At 53.8% G+C, this 19,612-nt stretch carries 11 protein-coding genes; 3 read left to right on the top strand and 8 right to left on the bottom strand.

All coding sequences use genetic code 11. The features are described 5' to 3' along the window. Window positions 1-27 precede the first annotated feature (27 nt). Window positions 28-2,058: a beta-galactosidase gene (locus M891_RS0100585; protein WP_028537427.1), complete on the bottom strand. Its 2,031-nt coding sequence runs from the start codon at window positions 2,056-2,058 to the stop codon at window positions 28-30. A 128-nt stretch (window positions 2,059-2,186) separates the two neighbouring features. Here M891_RS0100585 and M891_RS0100580 point away from each other — a divergent pair, with 128 nt between their 5' ends. Further along, complete coding sequence (locus M891_RS0100580; protein ID WP_028537426.1) at window positions 2,187-3,020, top strand: AraC family transcriptional regulator; 834 nt, start codon at window positions 2,187-2,189, stop codon at window positions 3,018-3,020. Window positions 3,021-3,163: 143 nt separating this feature from the next. On the opposite strand, the gene M891_RS0100575 is transcribed toward M891_RS0100580, so the two are convergent. The 6 genes from M891_RS0100575 to yicI form a co-directional block, all read right to left on the bottom strand. Next, a complete protein-coding gene (locus M891_RS0100575) occupies window positions 3,164-5,554 on the bottom strand; it encodes a glycoside hydrolase family 95 protein (RefSeq protein ID WP_028537425.1) in 2,391 nt (796 codons plus the stop codon). Between the two features lie 112 nt (window positions 5,555-5,666). Continuing rightward, window positions 5,667-7,391, bottom strand: a complete 1,725-nt coding sequence (locus M891_RS0100570; protein ID WP_028537424.1) for an ABC transporter substrate-binding protein — start codon at window positions 7,389-7,391, stop codon at window positions 5,667-5,669. Window positions 7,392-7,638: 247 nt separating this feature from the next. After that, window positions 7,639-8,544 carry a carbohydrate ABC transporter permease gene (locus M891_RS0100565; protein ID WP_009224200.1) on the bottom strand — a complete coding sequence of 302 codons (906 nt, stop codon included), beginning with the start codon at window positions 8,542-8,544 and terminating at the stop codon, window positions 7,639-7,641. Window positions 8,545-8,560: 16 nt separating this feature from the next. Then, complete coding sequence (locus tag M891_RS0100560; protein WP_028537423.1) at window positions 8,561-9,541, bottom strand: ABC transporter permease; 981 nt, start codon at window positions 9,539-9,541, stop codon at window positions 8,561-8,563. Between the two features lie 94 nt (window positions 9,542-9,635). Next, the gene (locus tag M891_RS0100555; protein ID WP_028537422.1) at window positions 9,636-11,420 is read right to left on the bottom strand and encodes a sensor histidine kinase; all 1,785 of its coding nucleotides are present in this window, start codon (window positions 11,418-11,420) and stop codon (window positions 9,636-9,638) included. 139 nt (window positions 11,421-11,559) lie between these two features. Next, window positions 11,560-13,878, bottom strand: a complete 2,319-nt coding sequence (gene yicI / locus M891_RS0100550; protein ID WP_028537421.1) for an alpha-xylosidase — start codon at window positions 13,876-13,878, stop codon at window positions 11,560-11,562. 133 nt (window positions 13,879-14,011) lie between these two features. On the opposite strand from yicI, the gene M891_RS0100545 reads away from it, so the two are divergent. Further along, on the top strand, window positions 14,012-14,917 hold the full coding sequence (locus M891_RS0100545) for an AraC family transcriptional regulator (RefSeq protein WP_016311356.1): 906 nt from the start codon (window positions 14,012-14,014) through the stop codon (window positions 14,915-14,917). An 89-nt stretch (window positions 14,918-15,006) separates the two neighbouring features. Here the strand turns inward: M891_RS0100545 and M891_RS0100540 are convergent, their stop codons facing one another. Beyond that, a complete protein-coding gene (locus M891_RS0100540) occupies window positions 15,007-17,868 on the bottom strand; it encodes a glycoside hydrolase family 3 C-terminal domain-containing protein (protein ID WP_028537420.1) in 2,862 nt (953 codons plus the stop codon). 626 nt (window positions 17,869-18,494) lie between these two features. Between M891_RS0100540 and M891_RS24505 the strand changes: the two genes are divergently transcribed. After that, window positions 18,495-19,397 (top strand): transposase, encoded by a 903-nt coding sequence (locus tag M891_RS24505; protein ID WP_051416779.1) that lies wholly within the window; start codon window positions 18,495-18,497, stop codon window positions 19,395-19,397. The last annotated feature ends 215 nt before the right edge of the window (window positions 19,398-19,612 follow it).

The following is a 19,612-nucleotide window of genomic DNA, read 5'->3' as shown; positions in this document are numbered from 1 at the left end:
AAACGGCCTTGCGGTTTTTTATGGTCTTTATTTTTTCCCTTCCAAAATGACAACGCCTCGGCCAGGAACTTGAACCGTCCCCGATACTTCCGTTTGCGCCAACAGGTCCTTATAAGCTTCGGACCCAATCTCCACCTCGGCGGCCCCTTCGTTATGGTTCAGCAGGAACAAGAAAGCTTTCCCATCCTTCACGCGGCGTGCTACTTCAACGCCTTCTGGCGCATCCAGCAGCGGCTGGATCCCTTTCTCCTCGCAGAGGTTCTTCAGGAATCCTTGCAAGAAGGCGGCGTCCGGGCTGCTTGCCACATAATACGCGCGACCTTTGCCGAACGAGTTGACCGTCACAACCGGCATCCCCTGATAGAAATCGGAGCCATATTCCGCCAGCACTTCCGCGCCTTCGGCGTGAATCAAATCGCACAAGAGGCCGCATTCGTATTGCCCGGACAATGCACCCCAAGCTTCTTTCATCACGATTTGGTTCGTGCGGCCTGGCAGCAAGGCATCGATTTCCTCTGCCCAAATGCCTAGTACAGAGCGCAGCTCGCCTGGATAACCGCCAAGCGTCACCAGATCGTTCTCGTTCACGATGCCGCTGAAGAAGGTGGTGACAAACGTACCTCCGCCGGCTACGAACTCCTCCACTTTCTTCGCAAAGCCCGGCTTCACCATATACATCACCGGGGCAATCAGGATTTCGTATTTGCTGAAATCCTCCTCCACTGACACCATGTCGCTCTCTACATGCATTTGGAACAACGTATCGTAATATTTGTGCACTTCATTGACGTAATTTAAGGCTACGGATGGGCCGCTGGAAAGCTCGATCGCCCAACGGTTCTCCCAGTCATAGACGATGCCGATCTTGGCTTCCGTCCGCGCATCCAACAGCGTATCGCCCAGTTGATCCAGCTCTCGGCCCAGCTCCGCTACTTCACGGAAGACCCGGGTGTGCTCGTGGCCCACGTGCTCAATAACCGCCCCATGGTATTTCTCGCACGCCCCAATTGAGCGGCGCAGCTGGAAGAACATGACCGTGTCGGCGCCGCGAGCTACGGCCTGATAGCTCCAAAGGCGCATCACGCCAGGGCGCTTCAGCGAGTTGTACGGCTGCCAGTTTTGCTGGCTTGGCGTCTGTTCCATCAGCATAAACGGAGCGCCGCTCTTCAACCCGCGCATCAAGTCATGAGCCATGGCCGTGAAGCTAACCGGCGTATCCAAGGACGGGTAGTTATCCCAAGAAACAATGTCCATAGATTTCGCCCATTTAAAGTAATCCAGTTCCGGATAAAAGCCCATCAAGTTAGTGGTTACCGGAACGTTAGGTGTATGCTTCTTGATTTCGTCGTATTCCAGCTTGTAACACTCCAGCAGCGAATCGGACTGGAAGCGCCGGTAATCCAACGAAATCCCTTGGAAATTCGTACGGTTTCCGCCCCATTCTTCACTGAGTTCGTTAGGCACCACAATCTCTTCCCAATCATAAAACGTGTGGCCCCAGAATCGCGTATTCCATACCCGGTTGAGCTCATCCAGCGTCTTGTAACGTTCCCGCAGCCAGACGCGGAAGGCCGCTGCACAGTTGTCGCAATAGCAGTAGCCGCCGTATTCATTGGACACGTGCCAGATTAACAGCCCCGGATGATCCTTGTATCGTTCTACCAGCTTGCCGGCCAGACGGGCAGCGTATTTGCGATAGGTCGGCGAATTGGGGCAAGAGTTATGACGTCCGCCAAACCGGCGTTTCCGTCCCTGCACGTCTACGCGCAGCACGTCCGGATATTTGCGAGCCATCCATGCCGGGTGAGCCCCAGTGCTGGTCGCCAGGCAGACATACACGCCGCTTTTGTACAAGCGGTCGATCGTTTCGTCCAATTGTGCAAAGTCATACGTTTCCTCGCTCGGTTGAATCATCGCCCAGGAAAAAACGTTGACCGTCGCCACATCAATCCCAGCCAGTTTGAACATCCGCTCGTCCTCTTTCCAGACGTCTGGTCCCCACTGCTCTGGATTGTAGTCGCCGCCGTACCAAATCTTCGGCAGTTTCTCGTTGATCACCATATCCACATCCTTTTACAATATATAACTTCTAAGTCCATTGTAAGGTTGAAATTTCCCGCTTTATATATAATAATTTCGAATTGTAATATAATAATATGGATCATACCTAGGAGGCATTTCGTACGATGAGTTCACGGGCCTTTACCCGTTTTGTTTTTTCTCCGGCTGCCACGCCGGATCTTCCCTTACTCCTCGAAAGCGTCGGCTATAATCCAAATCAAGAGAAAATTGTCCGCCCGGACGGCTACCCTTATTACCATTGGCTGCATACCGCCGAGGGCGAGGGAGAGCTAACGTTGGGAAGCGGTTCGTTCCTGCTTCAGCCAGGCAGCGGGATGCTGTTGCCGCCAGGTATGCCTCACGCTTATCAGGCCAAGCGGAGCTCGACATGGGAGACCTATTACCTCACCTTTGGCGGAGCGGCTGCCGGATCGATATTGGCTGCGTTTGGCATCCGGGAGGCCGTCCTGTTCCGCTGGGAACCGGAGGCCCCCATCTCCCCGTTGCTCGGCCACTTGCTGAACCGGCTGGACAGCATTCAGGACCCGTTTGGCCTGGAGACCTCAACTGAGGTATACCGGTTCCTCGCTGTCCTGAGCCAATTCGGCCAAGTAAGCAGCAGCGCTGTCCCGCGAATCATGGAGAAGCTGGGGCCGTTGCTCGCCTGGATGGAGCGGGAATACGGCAATCCAGACGTGGGGCTGGATACGTTGGCGGAAGTAGCCGGAATGTCCGGGCGACATCTCAGCAAGCTGTTCCAGCAATCGTTTGGCATCGCCCCATACAGTTACCTCACGCAAATGCGCATCCATAAGGCGAAGGAGCATTTGGCCAGCGAACCCGGCATCACCGTCGCTGCGATCGCCGGCAAAACGGGCTTTCGCGATGCCAGCCACTTCGTCGCCACGTTCCGCAAGCACACAGGCATGACGCCCCAGCAGTTCCGCAGGCTGCATTAGGGAACGTTCAAGTCCGGGGCGGTACGGCGCATTCGTCTAACAAAGCCTAACCCAAAAGGGGAGGGCTTTTTTTCGTGGAAAACTGCACTTTTGCATTCATTTGACGCCGAGCGCCCCCCGCGAGAAATTCGGGGCTTTTCCTTCTAGCCTACGAGGTACGTCGCCCCCGGCTCCGTCAGGAAGCGTTCGCCTTCCTGCACGGTGCGGCCGTCCGGCAAGCGGATGGTCAGGCCCTGCAGCCCGCGCAGCGTACAGTGGCTGCTTGACGTTGACGTGATGCGGGCCGACGTTAAGCGGCCGTTCTCCCACGTCATGTCGACGGTGAACCCGCCGCGGGCCCTTAGGCCGCTGACCTGCCCGCTCGTCCAGGCCGCAGGCAGGGCCGGCAGCAGATCGATGCCGCCCATATGGCTTTGCAGCAGCATCTCGGCGATGCCGGCTGCCCCGCCAAAGTTACCGTCGATCTGGAACGGCGGATGATCGTCGAACAGGTTCGGATACGTGGAACGTGACAGCAGCGTGTTCACGAACCGATGAGCGGTTCCCCCGTCGCCCAGCCGGGCATACAGGTTGATCAGCCATGCGCAGCTCCAACCAGTATGGCCTCCGCCATTCTGGATGCGCGCCTCCAGCGTGCGGCGGACGGCTTCTGCCAGCTCCGGCGTCTGCCGCACCGTGATCGCATTGCCCGGGTAGAAGCCAACCAAGTGGGACACGTGCCGATGTCCTGGCTCGGCTTCTGCAAACGGCTCGCTCCACTCCTGCAGCCGGCCGTCCGGGCCGATCTGCGGTTCAGCTATACGCGCCAGCATATGGGATAGCTCTTGTCGCCACGCCTCGTCAACGCCAAGAATTTCAGCCGCCTGAATCGTATGTTCCAGCAGCTCACGGATCAAGAACAGATCCATCGTACTGCCCGCAGACACGCTGCAAGGCTCACCGCCATCCGGCGTCAGAAACTTGTTCTCCGGTGAAGTTGATGGGGCTGTAACCAGCTGTCCGTCTGGTCCGGGCACCAGCCAATCCTGGCAGAACTCGGCGGCTCCCTTCATCAGCGGATACGCCGTCTCCCGCAGAAACTGCTCGTCCAGCCCAAATTCGTAATGCTCCCATAAATGGCGGCACAGCCACACGCCGCCCATCGGCCAGAACGCCCAGCTGGCCTCGCCGTCCGACGGTGTGGATTGGCGCCATACATCCACATTGTGATGAGCGACCCAGCCCCGGGCGCCGTAATGAATCCGCGCCGTTCGCGCACCGGTAACGCTAAGATCGCGAATTAACTCAAACAACGGCTCATGGCAATCAGCCAGCCCCGCCACTTCGGCATGCCAATAATTCATCTGCGTATTGATATTGGTCGTATACCCGCAGTTCCACGGCGGCTGCACATGCGGATTCCAGATGCCCTGCAAATGAGCCGCCTCTGTCCCCGGGCGGGAGCTGGCCATCAGCAAGTATCGGCCGTAGTGAAAATACAGCGACTCCAGCCCGAGGTCCGCCTCGCCGCGGCGATAAGCCTCAAGCCGCTCGTCGGTCGGGCGAGCGGCTCGTTCTACGGCTTCCTCTGCACGGCCCAGCCGCAGCTCCACGCGGCCGAACAACCGACGGTGATCGGCCTCATGGCGTTGACGCAGCTGCTCATAGCCGAGCGCTGCCGCCGCATCCAGCGCCGCCCGGCAGCGCTCCGCCGGGTCGATGCCGCCGCTGCCCGGCGTCTGATCGAAGCCGGCGTAATCCGTGGCGGCTGCCAGCAGCAGCGTCACCGCCTTCGCGCCGCTCACCGTCAGCCGGCCTGAGGCATCCGCCTGGGCTGTGCCGCCGCCCTCCGGCAGCACCAAGAGCTGGGCCACAAAAGTAAGGCCCAGGCCATCCTCGTATAAGACTGACTGCGGATGGTCTCCGCGATAGTTATCGGCAACATGGCTGGGAGCCTGGCCGCTCATGCCGATCCGTGCCATTCCGGCCGGCCCGCCGAAGGCTTGATGCCGAAGCGGTGAGTCCAGCGAAGCGGTTATCTGTACCGGTTCATTCCCCAGCGCAGTTATGCGGACAACCATCACCTGATCTACCGCACTAATGAATATCTCACGCTGATACTCCGCCTCACCGATTCGATAAACGGTCGTTGCAACCCCGGTCGCCAGATCCAACTCCCGTCGGAATCCTCGCACCTCGGCCCCCTTGGTCTCAGCCGCCGGATTTCCCTGCTCCAGCCATAAATCCCCCAGCGGCTGGTAGGATTCCGTGCGTCGGCCCAGCATTTTTGCATCTATCAGTTTCTCGGCTTCTTTGTATTTGCCGGCGAAGATCAGCTCCCTAGCCGGTTCGAGATGACGCAGTGCATCGTAGTTTTGCGGGTCCCGGGGAAAGCCCGACCACAACGTATCTTCATTCAAGGCAATTCGTTCCCGATGAATACCGCCGAACACCATCCCGCCGATTCGTCCATTGCCAATGGGGAGAGCTTCCTCCCAGCGGGAAGCAGGGCGCTTGTACCATAGCTTCCACTCCGTTTGCTCCAAATAGTTCATTTTCCTCGCCCTCCTACCGCCTGACTGATGTATATAATGGCATACTGGCGCAAAAAGGCCCGCACTACACGGGCCCTTTTGCAATCTTATTTAGATCTTTCACGCTAACCTACTATTGCAATTTCTTACCAGTAAACAATTCGACTCTCTTCTTCACCAATTCCGTATACTCGGCTTCCATCTTCTCAGCGCCGGCTTTATCGAGCTCTGCAAGGAAAGCGTCATAAATCTTGTCGAAATCGGCTTCTTTCGCCAGAATCGCTTCCGGAATCCGTTTACGGACGATATCTTGCGTTTTTTGGTAAATCACTTGATAATCGCCGTCCGTTGGAACTGGCATGTTGTACAGAGCGCCCCAATCCTTCGCTGGGAATGCATCTTCACCTGGGAACAGGTCTTTCCAAGTTGTTGCATTGTAAGCTTTCAACGTTTCTTTTTCAGCTTCCGTGTAGCCAGCCACGATTTGTTCAGGGAAGTTCGTGGTGTAATAGTTGCCCGAAGGATCTTTCACGCCGTCACCATAGTTCGCACCGAGAATACGGTACAAGCTGATGCCGGATTCCTTGGTGAAGTTCGTGCTGTCATTTACTTTCCGTTCTTGAATGTCAGCTGGGATGACGCGTTGGCCATTTTCATCCACGGTGTAGTGTTTACCTTCTACGCCCCAGTTTCTCAGGACCTGACCTTCGTCAGAAGACAACCAGTCGATAAACTTGATCGCGCGAACCGGATCTTTACATGCTGTGGTGATACTGATCCCGTAACCGTCGACACCTGCTTGTTGGAAAGAATGATCTTCATATTCCTCCGTCAACGTGACCGGGAAGTGGGCGTACGTGTACTCGTCTTTGCCTGCGGTTTTCAATGCGTTTTCTGCATCCTGATATCCCCACTCTTGGTCGATCAGGCCAAGCACGCGGCCGCTGGCGATTTTCGCTTTGTATTGGTCTTCTTTTTGCACGAACGTATCTTTATCCAGGAGGCCTTCGTTATACATGTGATTCAGCCAGCGGAAGTATTCCTTCTCTTCCGGACGTTTGTAGTGCAGCATCGCTTCATACGTTTCCGGATTAACATAATATTCGCCGTCGTCCGGTGCCCCGGTTGTCAGGAACGCCGGGTTCGTTACGGTGATCATGATTCTCCAGTCGTCAGCGCTCAGCGTCAACGGAATCGTTGGTTGACCGTCGGTAGTTGGGTGTTTCTCCACATACTGCTTCAGTACGTTTTCAAAATCCTTCACCGTGCGAATCTTCGGATAGCCCAGCTCTTTCAAGACACGTTGCTGGATTTCGAAGCCGCCGCCAGCGTCAAAGTATTGCTGATCCACGCCGCCGTTCGTGAAGATTGAGTAAATGGCAGGATCATCGTTGCTGTATTTCAGACGGTTCATATTTTCACTGAAAATTTTCTTCAGGTTTGGTGCATGTTCTTCAATCAGCGGAGCCAAGTCGATAATGAGTCCGGCATCCACCAGCTTGCTCAATTCCCCTTTGGCAAAAATCAGATCCGGAACATCGCCGCTTGCCGCCATCAGCGCAATTTTGTTTTCGCCGCCGCCGGCCCCTACGTCAAACTCAGCTTCAAGTGTTACCCCGGTTTTCTCTGTAATCACTTTACCTACGTCGTCTTGCATGTTGTTCCAGTTCGGGCTGGCATCCGCACCAAAGAAAGTAAAGGTGATCGGGCTGTTATCCGCGGACGCTTCCGCATTGCTTCCCGCGCTGCCGGTATTGCTGCTGTTGGCCGCATTGTTACCGTTACTTCCGCAACCTGCTACCAACACCGTACTCGCAAGCAAGATCGCCGCGAATGCTTTAGGGCTTTTCCACTTCATTTCTACGTTCCCCCTCGTCATCTTGATCAAACTTGTATTGTATGAACAGGCCTTCGCCTGCTGATACCTCAGCTGCTTCCCTCATTCCCGGCACTCACCGAGAAAAGTAAGGGCTTTCATCTTTGCTTTAAGAAAGAAGCACTTTCCATCCGCCGAGTGCCGCACCGCCGCGAATTCAGCTTTGCGGCGGCGGAGCGGAGTTAGCGGCGTTACTCTATCGCGGGCTTGCTGCCGTCAGGATCTAGGGTTAAGCCTTGACGGCACCCAGCGTCATCCCGTCGACGAAGTAACGTTGCAAGAACGGATAAACGATCAAGATCGGTACTGTAACGACGATCGTAATCGCCATTTTGATCGATTCCGGTGAGACCTGAGCCATCTGATTCGCCATATCGTTGGCGTTGATCATTCTTGCGCCTTGGTTGGTGCTTTGCAAAATTTTCATCAACTCATATTGAAGCGTCGTCAAATGCGCTTTGTTCCCGTTGTACAGATAAGTGTCGAACCAAGAGTTCCATTGGCCTACCGCCAGGAACAAGGCGATCGTTGCCAGAACCGGCTTACAGAGCGGCAAAATCACTTTGTAATAAATCGTGAAATCGTTGGCTCCGTCCAGCTTGGCTGATTCCTGCAACGCATACGGCAGTCCGTCGATAAAGGAACGGATCACGAACACGTTAAACGCGCTGACCACTCCAGGCAGGATGTAAATCCAGAACGTGCCGATCAAATCGAGATGGCGCATCAGCATATAGGTTGGAACCAACCCGCCGGAGAAGTACATCGTCAACGCCAGGAAGGTGGATACGAACTTCCGGGATTTGAAATCCGGCCGGCTAAGCGTATAGGCCAGCATCGATGCGCTGATCAAGCCAAGCACGGTCCCAAGCACGGTCCGGTAAATCGTAATTTTAAAGCCGGTAATCAGGCTGGAATAATTAAAGATCGTTTTATAGTTCTCCAAAGTGAATTCCCGAGGCCAAATGTAGATGCCGCCTCGAACCGTATCGGTGGAATCATTGAAGGAGATCGCCAACACGTTCAGGAAAGGATACAACGTGATGACCAAAATAACGCTCATCAGGATGATGTTGCAAATGTTGAAAATTTTATCGCCCCGCGTATCATTAAAGCCTCTGCTTGAACTTGCCATCGCCCTTCTCCCTCCCTTACATGATGCTCTCTTTTGTCGTTTTCTTCATGATTCCGTTGGCCGTAAGCAGCAGGATGATGCTGACTACGGAAGTGAACATACTGATGGCTGTACCGTAGGAGAAACGGCTAATATTGATACCGTAGTTCAGTGCATACAAGTCCAGCACTTCGGAATAGTCCGTTACGAGCGAGTTACTTAGCTGGAACTGCTTCTCGAACCCGATGCCGATCAAATGGCCGATCGACATGATCAGCAGTACCGAAATCGTCGTCCGGATCCCCGGAAGCGTAATGTTCCAAATTTGCCGGAAGCGTCCGGCTCCATCAACCCGTGCCGCTTCATACAATTCTTTATCGATGCCGGTGATTGCCGCCAAGTAAATGATGGCGTTCCAACCGGTTTCTTTCCACACATCGGAAGCGGTTACAATTCCCCAAAACCATTTCCCTTGGGCCATGAATTGGATTGGTTCGTCAATGATATGCAAGGAAACCAAGATTTCGTTGACGATCCCGCCGTCGATCGAGAGCATTTTCGTCACGATCCCCGCAACGACAACCCAGGATACAAAGTGTGGCAGATAGGAAACTGTCTGAACCGTTCGTTTAAAATACTTGCCGCGCAGCTCGTTCAACAACACCGCAAAAGTAATCGGAATGACGAATCCCGCGACCAGCCCCATTAAACTCATCGCCAGCGTATTTCGGAGGACCAGGTAAAACCGCTCGTCCTGGAACAAGTCCACGAAGTTTTTAAATCCTACCCATTTTTGCTCCGAGAAGGATTTCGCCGGCTTATAGTTTTGGAAAGCCATCGTCCATCCCCACACCGGAAGGTAGTTAAATACAAACAACCAGATCACGAATGGCATGGACATTAAGTACAAGTACTTTTGCTGCAAAATGCTCCGCCAGATACCGTTCTTTCGCTTCTTCTGCGGCGCAGGGGTTGCGCTTACATTTCTGGTTTCAGGCTGAGTTGACAGCGTTTCCATCTCAATTTCTCCCCCCTTGTCTGCTATAGCTTAATGATAAGGGAGGAGCGGCTGACGAAATACCCGAGAGATTTCAAACAAAACCATATAAAAATTAGAGATTGCCTCCCGCTGGGATCGTAAAGCTGATCTTCGTCCCTGCGCCATATTCGCTGACGATCCGCAATCCGTGCGCTTCCCCATAGGAGAGGACAAGCCTTTGATGCACGTTACGCAGCCCGATGCGTCCCTGTTCCGGCTCCGTCGAACCGGAGATGAAGCGCATGACCTCTTCAAGCCGCTCCGGAGTCATTCCCATTCCGTTATCCTGTACCGAGACGCGAACCAATCCCTTGTCTCTCTGAATATTCACCTCAACATGGACGCCTTCTTCCTTGTCCTCCACCCCGTGCACGACCGCGTTCTCAACGAGCGGCTGAATGATCAGCGGCGGTACCCGAATGGCGCTGGCTACAGGATCAATAGTTAAGGAATAAGTTAAGCGGTCCTCATAACGAAACTTCTGAATTTCCAGATAGGAGCTGACCATTTCCAGCTCTTCCTTCAACGGTGTGCTTTCCCGCCCGACTTCCAAATTTTTGCGCATCATCTTGCCTAGCAGCCGGACCACGTTGGCGATTTCTTTGTCCCCCTTGAGATGAGCGTTCATCCGGATGGATTCCAATGCGTTAAACAAAAAATGCGGATTAATCTGACTGGCCATCATCTTTAGCTTGATCTCGCGTTGAGCCAGCTCCAGAGCGTTATTTTGTTCTGTTTTCTCAACGACCTGGTTCATGAGCCGGCGGATACTATCCACCATGTAGTTGAACTGCCGAGACAGCTGGCCAATCTCATCGTTCCCATCGATCCGCGATACGACGTTGAGGTCCCCTAAAGCCAGACGATTTAAGTGCCGGCTTAGCCGCAGCATCCGGTTGGTAGTCAAGAAAGAGACGGTGTATACGAATACCAGCGCAATCAGCAATACGAGTAGAATGATCAGCAATCCGACAAGGCTTACGGTATTGGCGTCCTTCACAATCGGCTCCGTCGCAAATACGGAAATAAACTTTAGCCCGTTCATGCTGGCTTCCGGATTCAAGGTGTCGATAACGAGATAGGATGGAACCCCCTGGATATCCACCTGAAACGTCCCCTTTTGCTGGGTTCGCAAGTCGATGCCGTAATCTAGATCTTCCAGTGTCTTGCCGACGATCGCCGGATTATTGGCGGCCACCACATAACCTAAATCATCGGTGATCAGCGTCTCAAAAGGTTCTTGCTGCAGCATCCGGTTGAGTTCCTCCTGATTCATAATGACCATAAGAACTCCGCTTTTCTTCGTTCCTTTAAAAGAGATCTGCCGAACGAGACTGAGCCGCTTCACTGGAACCTCCTGCTTGTCGTCAATGTAAAACCACCCGATGTCTTTGTTCTTCATCGCTTGTTGGTACCAATACATCCCCTTGATCTCCTCATTCACCGGGATTAATTCCAGGTTGTTGATCAAGGTCGGATTATCGTAATAGAAACGAATCCCCGACACTTCCCGATAGGTTCTGTCGTAAGCGCGAAAATCATTGTAATTGAGGTACGCTTTGGTCAGCTCCAGCACATTGGGATACGGAGTGCTGACGATTTTCTCCAGCCCTTCATCGAGCATAAAAATATCGGAGATGTCCATCGGCACCCGAAGCAACGCGGCGGTCCGGGTTTTCACCTTCTCGACGTTATTGGTAGTTTGGGCGATCGCCCGATCCATGGCTTGATTGCGAAAGTAAGCGGTTACGGCAACGCCGACAATCAGGACCGGAATCATGACCACGACGATATAGGAAATGAGCAGCTTATGCTTCAACCGCAAATTATTGGTGATGCGAATCAGTTTGCTTATCAAATCGGATCACCTCTCATCTAAATGGAAATATCCCCTTCATCCAAGGGAAAGGGGATATTTCAGTTACCCCGGGCACGTACCGTGCGCCGGGGATGTCTGTCACATATTAAATTAAGATGCGATCGAGGTCTAGGACCAATTATTTCAAGGTGATTTGCAGTTCGGTTTTGCCTGTGAAAGCCTCCACTTTTACAGCGCCATTACTGGACAACGTAGCCCCTTGCACCGATTCCGCTTCGCCCATGCCGTGCAATGTTACGTAGAACGGTTTGCCCGCGCCTTCCGCAGTCACCTTCACAAGCTTGCCTTCGCGAACGACTGTAACTTGAAGCTCAGCTTCGCCTTTAATGTTGCGTACCGTACGGGATACGGTTGCCCCGTCTTCGATCGCATACAAGCCAAGTTGGACTTCATTGGCATAGTCGTAATCTGGACGAACATCGTTAGCTCCTGTCGCCAGAATCGAGTTCGGGCGAACGAACAGCGGCAAGCTGAAGAAGTCGTATTTCTCTTTGCGCCATTTGCCGCCTTCTACCGTTTGGCCCGACAGCAGATGGGTCCACTGGCCGTCCGGCAGATAGTACGTCACGTCGCCTTGTTCGCTGAACACCGGCGCTACAAGCAGCGAGTCACCCAGCATATATTGACGGTCCAAGGTTTCGGCCGCTGGATCGTCCGGGAATTCCAGGAACATCGCCCGCATTGTTGGTACACCTTGTTGCGTCGCTTGGAACGCAATGTCGAACATATACGGCATCAAACGGCATTTTAGCTTGGTGAAGAACCGGGTTACGTCCACTGCCTCGTCATCATAAGCCCAAGGCACGCGGTAGGAGCTGCTGCCGTGCAGACGGCTGTGGCTGGACAGCAAGCCGAAGGCCAGCCAACGCTTGAACACATGCGCCGGAGCGGTGTTCTCAAAGCCGCCGATATCGTGGCTCCAGAAGCCGAAGCCGGCTAAGCCCAACGACAAGCCGCCGCGAAGGCTTTCTGCCATCGACTCATAATCCGCGTAGCAGTCGCCGCCCCAGTGGATCGGGAACTTCTGGCCGCCGACGGTTGCTGAACGTGCGAACAAAGCTGCTTCATTTTTACCCAGCTTCTCTTCCAGTACTTCAAAAACAACTTTGTTGTACAGGTACGTATAGTAGTTATGCATTTTCACTGGATCGGAGCCATCGTGATACACGACATCCGTTGGAATCCGTTCGCCGAAGTCGGTTTTGAAGCAGTCGACGCCCATGTCGATCAGCTCCCGCAAATATCCGGCAAACCATTCGCAAGCCGCCGGATTTGTGAAGTCTACCAGCGCCATACCCGGCTGCCACAGGTTCCATTGCCATACGTCACCGTTTGCTTTTTTCACGAGGTAACCGTTCTTCTTCCCTTCCTCAAACAGACGGGAGCGCTGACCGATGTACGGGTTGATCCAAACGCAAATTTTCAAGCCTTTCTCCTTCAGGCGCTTCAGCATGCCCACTGGATCCGGGAATACGCGCTCATCCCATTTGAAGTCCGTCCAATGGAATTCACGCATCCAGAAGCAGTCGAAGTGGAAGACGTGCAGCGGCAAATCACGCTCTGCCATGCCGTCCACAAAGGAGTTAACGGTCGCCTCGTCATAGTCGGTTGTAAACGAGGTCGTCAGCCACAAGCCAAAGCTCCACGCCGGAGGAAGGGACGGTTTGCCGGTCAGATCGGTGTACTTGTTCAGCACATCCTTTGGCTCCGGACCGTCGATGACGAAATATTCCAGCGATTCGCCGGGAACACTAAATTGTACTTTTTTGACTTTTTCCGATGCGACTTCAAACGAAACCGCACCCGGATCGTTTACAAACACGCCATATCCTTTATTTGTCACGTAAAAAGGAATGTTCTTATAGGACTGCTCAGAGCTTGTCCCGCCGTCCTTGTTCCAGATGTCAACCACTTGACCGTTCTTGAGGAACGAGGTGAAGCGTTCGCCCAAACCATACACCCATTCGCCGACGCGCAGGTCAAGCTCTTCGCGCATATAGGTGTTGCCGCCTCTTTCGGTGATATGCGCCATCGATTTGTAGCCGCTGCCGGTAATCCGCTCGTCGCCGCGGAAGAAGTCCACGGACCATTGCGGGCCTTTGTTAATGCGGACGCTAAGGTTGCCGCTCTTGAGCTCGGCATAATGCTCGGTTTCGGTTATCTCGGCATGGTCGCCGCCCTTTGCCAATTCAAAATGAGGACCATGGTCCACTGTCCCCGCAAAATGGATCAGCTTAACACCAATGACCCCCGGCAACGGAGAGTGGAACTGCATCGTCAGCAATGTCGTATTAATCATATCGCCCCGGCCGCGAAGCGGAGTTGTGGAGGCGGAGGCAATTAAAGTATGGTCTTTGACTTGAAAATCATAGGCCTGCACCGCGGTGGAGAGCGTAAACTCCTCGCGAATCAGCCAGTTGCCATCGGTAAACTTCATGGGTGGAATACCGCCTTTCGTCACATTGTTTTTCTTATGAAAACGCTCTATACTTGCATTATACTGATATCACTCAAATAAAACTAACATTATCAAGCCAAAATATAACACTATTTTGATGGGGTGACCGTATATGGATCAGGCGCTTCGCCGCTCTCTGAAAGAGAGCAAGAGTCACGGCAACGAGCGGCAGCCGTTTGGAACCTATTGGTACCGCTATGGCCCTGGTGAACATGTCATCGACTGCCATTGGCATGATGAAGCCGAGTTCTTCTATTGCCTGGAAGGCGAGACGCTGTTTCAGGTCGATACCGATTACTTCCCGGTTCGTGCCGGGGAAGCGGTGTTTATCGACGGCGGCGACATTCACGCCGCCCATGCGCATGGTGAGCAGGGCTGCGCATTCTTCTCTCTCGTATTCGATACGCAGCTGCTAGCCAGCGCACATTATGATGCGGTCCAGGAGAACCTGGTGCTGCCCTTGCAGGAACGGAAGGCGACGTTTCCTCGCCATATCCGGCGCGAGACCGCGGCAGACTTATCACTTCTGGAGCATATCGTGACGTTGATGCGCAGCTGCAGCACCGAGGCGCCCGGCTATGAAGGCGCCGTCAAAGGGCATCTCTACTTGATGCTGTCGGAGATCGCGGCTACCGGCCGGGCCGTCAACCGCTCCTATAGCAGCACCCGCAGCGAATCGTCCAAAATCGACCGGCTCAAAACGGTCATTCAGCATATTCAGCAGAACTACAGCCATCCCATCCGGCTGGCGGAGCTGGCGGCGCTGATTCCGATGAGCGAAGGACAGTTTTGCCGCTTCTTTAAGTCGATGACCCGACAGACGCCGATGGATTATATCAATTCGTACCGGATCCGCCAGGCCGCCGAGCTGCTGCGCGATCCGGAACGAAAAATCTCCGATATCGCGCTGGAGGTCGGCTTCGACAACATCAGCTACTTCATCCGCGTGTTCCGTAAAGCGATGAATTGCTCGCCTTCGGAATTCCGCAAACGGCTGCATGCTTCGGTTGAGGTCTAAATTCCCTGGAGGGGGCTGTTTCCCCATTGCATCCCCCATGTAGCAAAATTAGCTGGAGTATTCCAGCTAATTTTGGTTTCGTCCTTGTTTTAGCTCAGCTTGAACCAGCTGATTTGCACTTCCCCTTGCAGATGCAGATACACATCATGTCGGCCCGACAAACTTGCCGGTGCTTCTGCGGTGACTGTTGTCCAAGCTTGGCGACCGCCGGTAGGCAAGATCTTGCAGGTAATCACCGACTCGCCTTCTAGTGAATCCAGCGTGACGGCGATTTCGCCGCCCTTCAAATCCCCCGATACACGGGCTTCAAGTTGGGTTGTTCCTTCATCTAGCTCGACATCACGGAAGGCAATCCACCCGCGTTCACCTTTCAGCCGGATGCTGTCGCCGCCTTCACGGCATTCGTCCAGGTAGACTTCCTCGTAGTCGTCATAGTTGACCGCGCGGACCGGTTCACGCAGCGAACGCGGAGGTACGGTTTCGCCATCAACCTGAAGTGTCGTTGTCAATGCGATCTGCCCCGAGGAAGAGCCGACCATCACCGTATATTCGCCCGACTCCACGCAATAGCGATCTCGGGTTACGTCCCAGAACGCCAGCTCTTCTGCCTTCAGCGCAAAGGTCACCCGCTGCGTTTCACCCGACTGTAAATGCAAGCGAGTAAAGCCTTTCAACGTTTTCAACGGCCGCGGCACGCGCGATTGCCCGATTCGCACGTACAGTTGCGGTACTTCGTCCCCGGCGATATTCCCCGTATTTCGCACATCAAACGAAATCTGAACCTCGCCCTCCTGATCAACCTGAGTCCGATCAAGGGCAAGATTGCTATATTCAAACGTCGTATAGCTAAGTCCATGACCAAACGGATATAAGACCTCGCCGTCAAAATATTGATAAGTCCGTTTGCCCTTAATAATGTCGTAATCCATAATGTCCGGCAGTTGGTCCACCGATTGGTACCAGGTCATATTCAACCGCCCCGCCGGATTATAGTCGCCGAACAGCACGTCAGTCACGGCATGGCCCAGCTCTTGGGCGGAATGAGAGGTAAACAGGATCGACGGTACATGCGCGTTCTCCCAGTTCACTGCAAACGGATAGCTGCCGACGATGACGACCACCGTATTAGGATTCACCGCTCTTACGGCTTGAATTAATGCTTGCTGCGCCGGCGGAAGCACGATGTCCACCCGGTCGATCGTTTCCTTCGCATTGATGAACGGGTTGTTGCCCACGAAGACAACCGCCGTCTCCGCCGATTTGGCAGCCTGTACGGCTTGCTCGATCCCGCTCTCCACAATTTCCACGATCCATTGTTCTCCTGGAAGGCGACTCTCCACCTTCACGGCATTATCAAAAACATTCTCACCCACAGCAATCAACCCGCCGCGTTCGTTCAAGACGATCGGCCGTCCGTTCCACGCCTTCAACTCGACCTTGCCGCTCAAAGCCGGGCGGAAGTCGAACACTTCCTTGACAAACCAGCCGCTTGCTTCGTTCGCCGTCGCCGTCAGCAATCCCGATTCGGTCTCCGTCACGAACTTGCCGTTCTCCACCGACCGCAGCGTGATGGAGCCCCAGCCCCAATCGTTACGCTCAAAAACGGACGCATCGGCCGCATTCTCGCCGGTCGCCTCCAGAACGGCTTCCGCTCCTTCGCCAGACGTGATCCGGACATATTTACCGGTCAAGGCCGAGCGCAGGCGAATCCGATCCAGGCCAGTTCCGAACAGGACGGGGCGATCGCCCATTTTCTTCTTAATGCCCTGAAGCGGGGTGATGCGGTACGGCGGCGTGCCGCTGTACCAGTCGGTATAGGCTTCATTGGCCAGCGGCCCGACAACCGCGACAGAACCTAACGTTTGCGGTAAAGGCAGTAAGCCTTCGTTCTTCAGCAGTACGATCGCTTCGCGGGAAGCCTTTAGCGCCAAGGCCGCATGCTCCGGTGCGCACAGCTTCTCTTCCGGCACGCGGCTGTACGGGTTCCGCTCCTCCGGATCAAATTCACCCAACCGGAAGCGAACGCGGAAGGCATTCCGTAGCGCACGGTCCAAGTCCGATTCAGCCAGCAATCCTTGCTCCAGCGCATTCCGCAGCGCCTGGAACATAATCGGCTGCTCATCCGTCATGCTGTCGATGCCTGCCTTGATGCTCCCTGCAACCGCTTCGGCATAAGACTCCACATATTTGTGATCCAGCACCGTGCCCATGACGTCGCCGGCGTCGCCGACAACAAACCCGTCCATCTCCCATTCGCCTTTGACGATCTCGTTGACTTCCGAATTCAGGTTGCAAGGCGTACCGTTGATCCCGTTGTAAGCCGTCATCATCGAACCTGCGCGACCTTCCCGGAACGCCCGCTCAAACGCTTTCAAATAATACTCCCGTTTGTTGCGCGGATCGATGCTCACCGATTCACTGCCACGACCGATTTCATTGTTATTTGCGTAAAAATGCTTCAGCGTGGCTACCGCCTTGTAATAAAACGGATGATCGCCTTGCAGCCCCTTCACCAGTTCGGTCGTTAACGCTCCCGTGAGATGCGGATCTTCGCCGTAGGCTTCCTCTGTCCGGCCCCAACGCGGATCGCGCTCCATATCTACGGTTGGCGCCCAGATCGTCAAGCCGTTCACTTCCGGATTCCGCTGAAAATACACGCGGGCCTCATCCCCAATCACCGAGCCGATTTGGCGCATCAACTCGGGATTCCAGGTGCAGGCTAGTCCGGTGTTTTGCGGGAAGGACGTGGCTTCCCCCAACCAAGCTACGCCGTGCGCGCCTTCCGTACCATGCTTGTATTTTTTGACGCCAAGCCGCGGCACTTCCGTTTGGAATTGGCACATCAGCTCAATTTTCTCATCCAATGTAAATCGGCTAACCAAGTCGTCCACCCGCTCCGCCAGCGGCAGATCAGGGTTCTGAAAAGGATATTGGTACGTGTTGTCCGTCATACAATTACCTCGCTCTCCTACTCTATCATTTCATTGTAAGCGCTTAAGAATTTGTCACTGCTTATACCATCAGGTCTACCACCCTATCATAGTCCGCGTCTTCTTTCAGCGATACACGGAATATTAGATCATTTTTCATATAAAAATATCGCATGGCCGGCACGTCCTATCGCCAGCATGGCCCCATCGTCATCCACCCTTCTCCAGCACTGCCCCATCACCAACACAGCCCCGTTTTCGGCATGGCTCCAGCAGCCCCATAGGCTATTTCGCGCCCTTCTTTCTGCGATTATCCCTTTCGTTCAGAACAGGGGGGGGGGATCGAGGAAGGGAATCTTCCAGCTGCACCTCTTTTCACGAATATCCCTTTTATTCAGAATGGGGAGATCGAGGAAGAGATCTTCTAGCAGCCTTTTTGCACGATTATCCCTTTGGTTCAGAACTGGGAAATCCATAGGAGGGATGAGGTGGCTCATAGAGCTGATCATTCCGTTTTTTACGAAGATAAGATGGTTTATTTGGGATATTTTTCTTGATTTAAGAACAGGTGTTTGGTATAATGATAACAAAGAGAACATATGTACGCATTTGTTGAGTTAGAGGGATTTAAATTGGAGGGATCGGGCATGGGTTTTTATACGAATGCAGAGCTTCATTCTATCAGCAGCCGTTTTCGAAGTGAGTCCGACTGTATCGAGGCGATCATCGCTATGAAGTGGCCAAACGGATTTGTTTGCCCGCGTTGTGCTTATACGGAGTGCACCCGCCTTTCCACCCGCCGTCTTCCGTTGTTTGAGTGCGGACGATGCGGCTATCAGGCATCGCCTTTGATCGGCACCATTTTTGAAAGAACCCATCTGCCTTTGGTGAAGTGGTTCCAAGCCATGGAGCTGTTTCTGCTTCCCGACGGTATCTCGGCGCTGCGGTTGAGTCAGGTGATCCAAGTGACCTACAAGACCGCTTGGCTCATGCTGCACAAAATCCGCCATACCCTCGGTGAATGTGATGCCCGGAATCTGCTCTCTGGAGACGTGAAGGTAAACTGCGATCAGTATGCGTATGATTCGTCGCGTTATCATCCGGCTGCTCAGCCATATGCCACCGCGGTTGTAGCCGGCTGCACGGTCACGGAATATGGCGAGCCGGAGCGGGTGAAGATCCAGCTGATATCGCATAAAAGAGGACAACGTGCCGACCGGCATGATCTCGCCGCGTTCATCCATGATCATATTGAAGTCCATACCTCCACCGTTCAGTCGTTCCATTTGGCTTATCGGCTGTATTTGCCTTTGCGGAAAGAAGTAAGAGCCGCATGGAACTCGCTTAAGCGCACATATATTGCCTTGGGGCTAACACATTTGCAGGCGTATTTGAATGAGTACACCGTCCGCCGTTACCTGCGCATGACCTTTTCCGAGGAAGAGATGCGCCAGAACATGCTGCAAATGTGCCTGTCCATTCCAGCGATCCCATACCGTCAGTTAATCGCCCGACAACAAAAATACCCGTCCATTGCAGCAGCGGCTTAATCCACTGCTGAACGAACGGGCTGCTAGGCGTACAGACGTACGAGAATGGTCATTTTCGGGACAGGCTGGCTTATGGATCAGTTGGTGTAGGACTCTTATTTTTTCATCCGAGCGTTTCAGTTTCAGTTTTAAATTCTCTCTTTTCTATTTTCTCTTTCTCCACTCCCTGATTCAACGGGATAATCGTCAGAAGAGCGCCGCCGATGGACTATATG

Source organism: Paenibacillus sp. J14 (assembly GCF_000518465.1).
Lineage (GTDB): Bacteria > Bacillota > Bacilli > Paenibacillales > Paenibacillaceae > Fontibacillus > Fontibacillus barengoltzii.
Note: the sequence above shows the minus strand (reverse complement) of the source record. Positions and strands in the feature narration are given on the sequence as shown.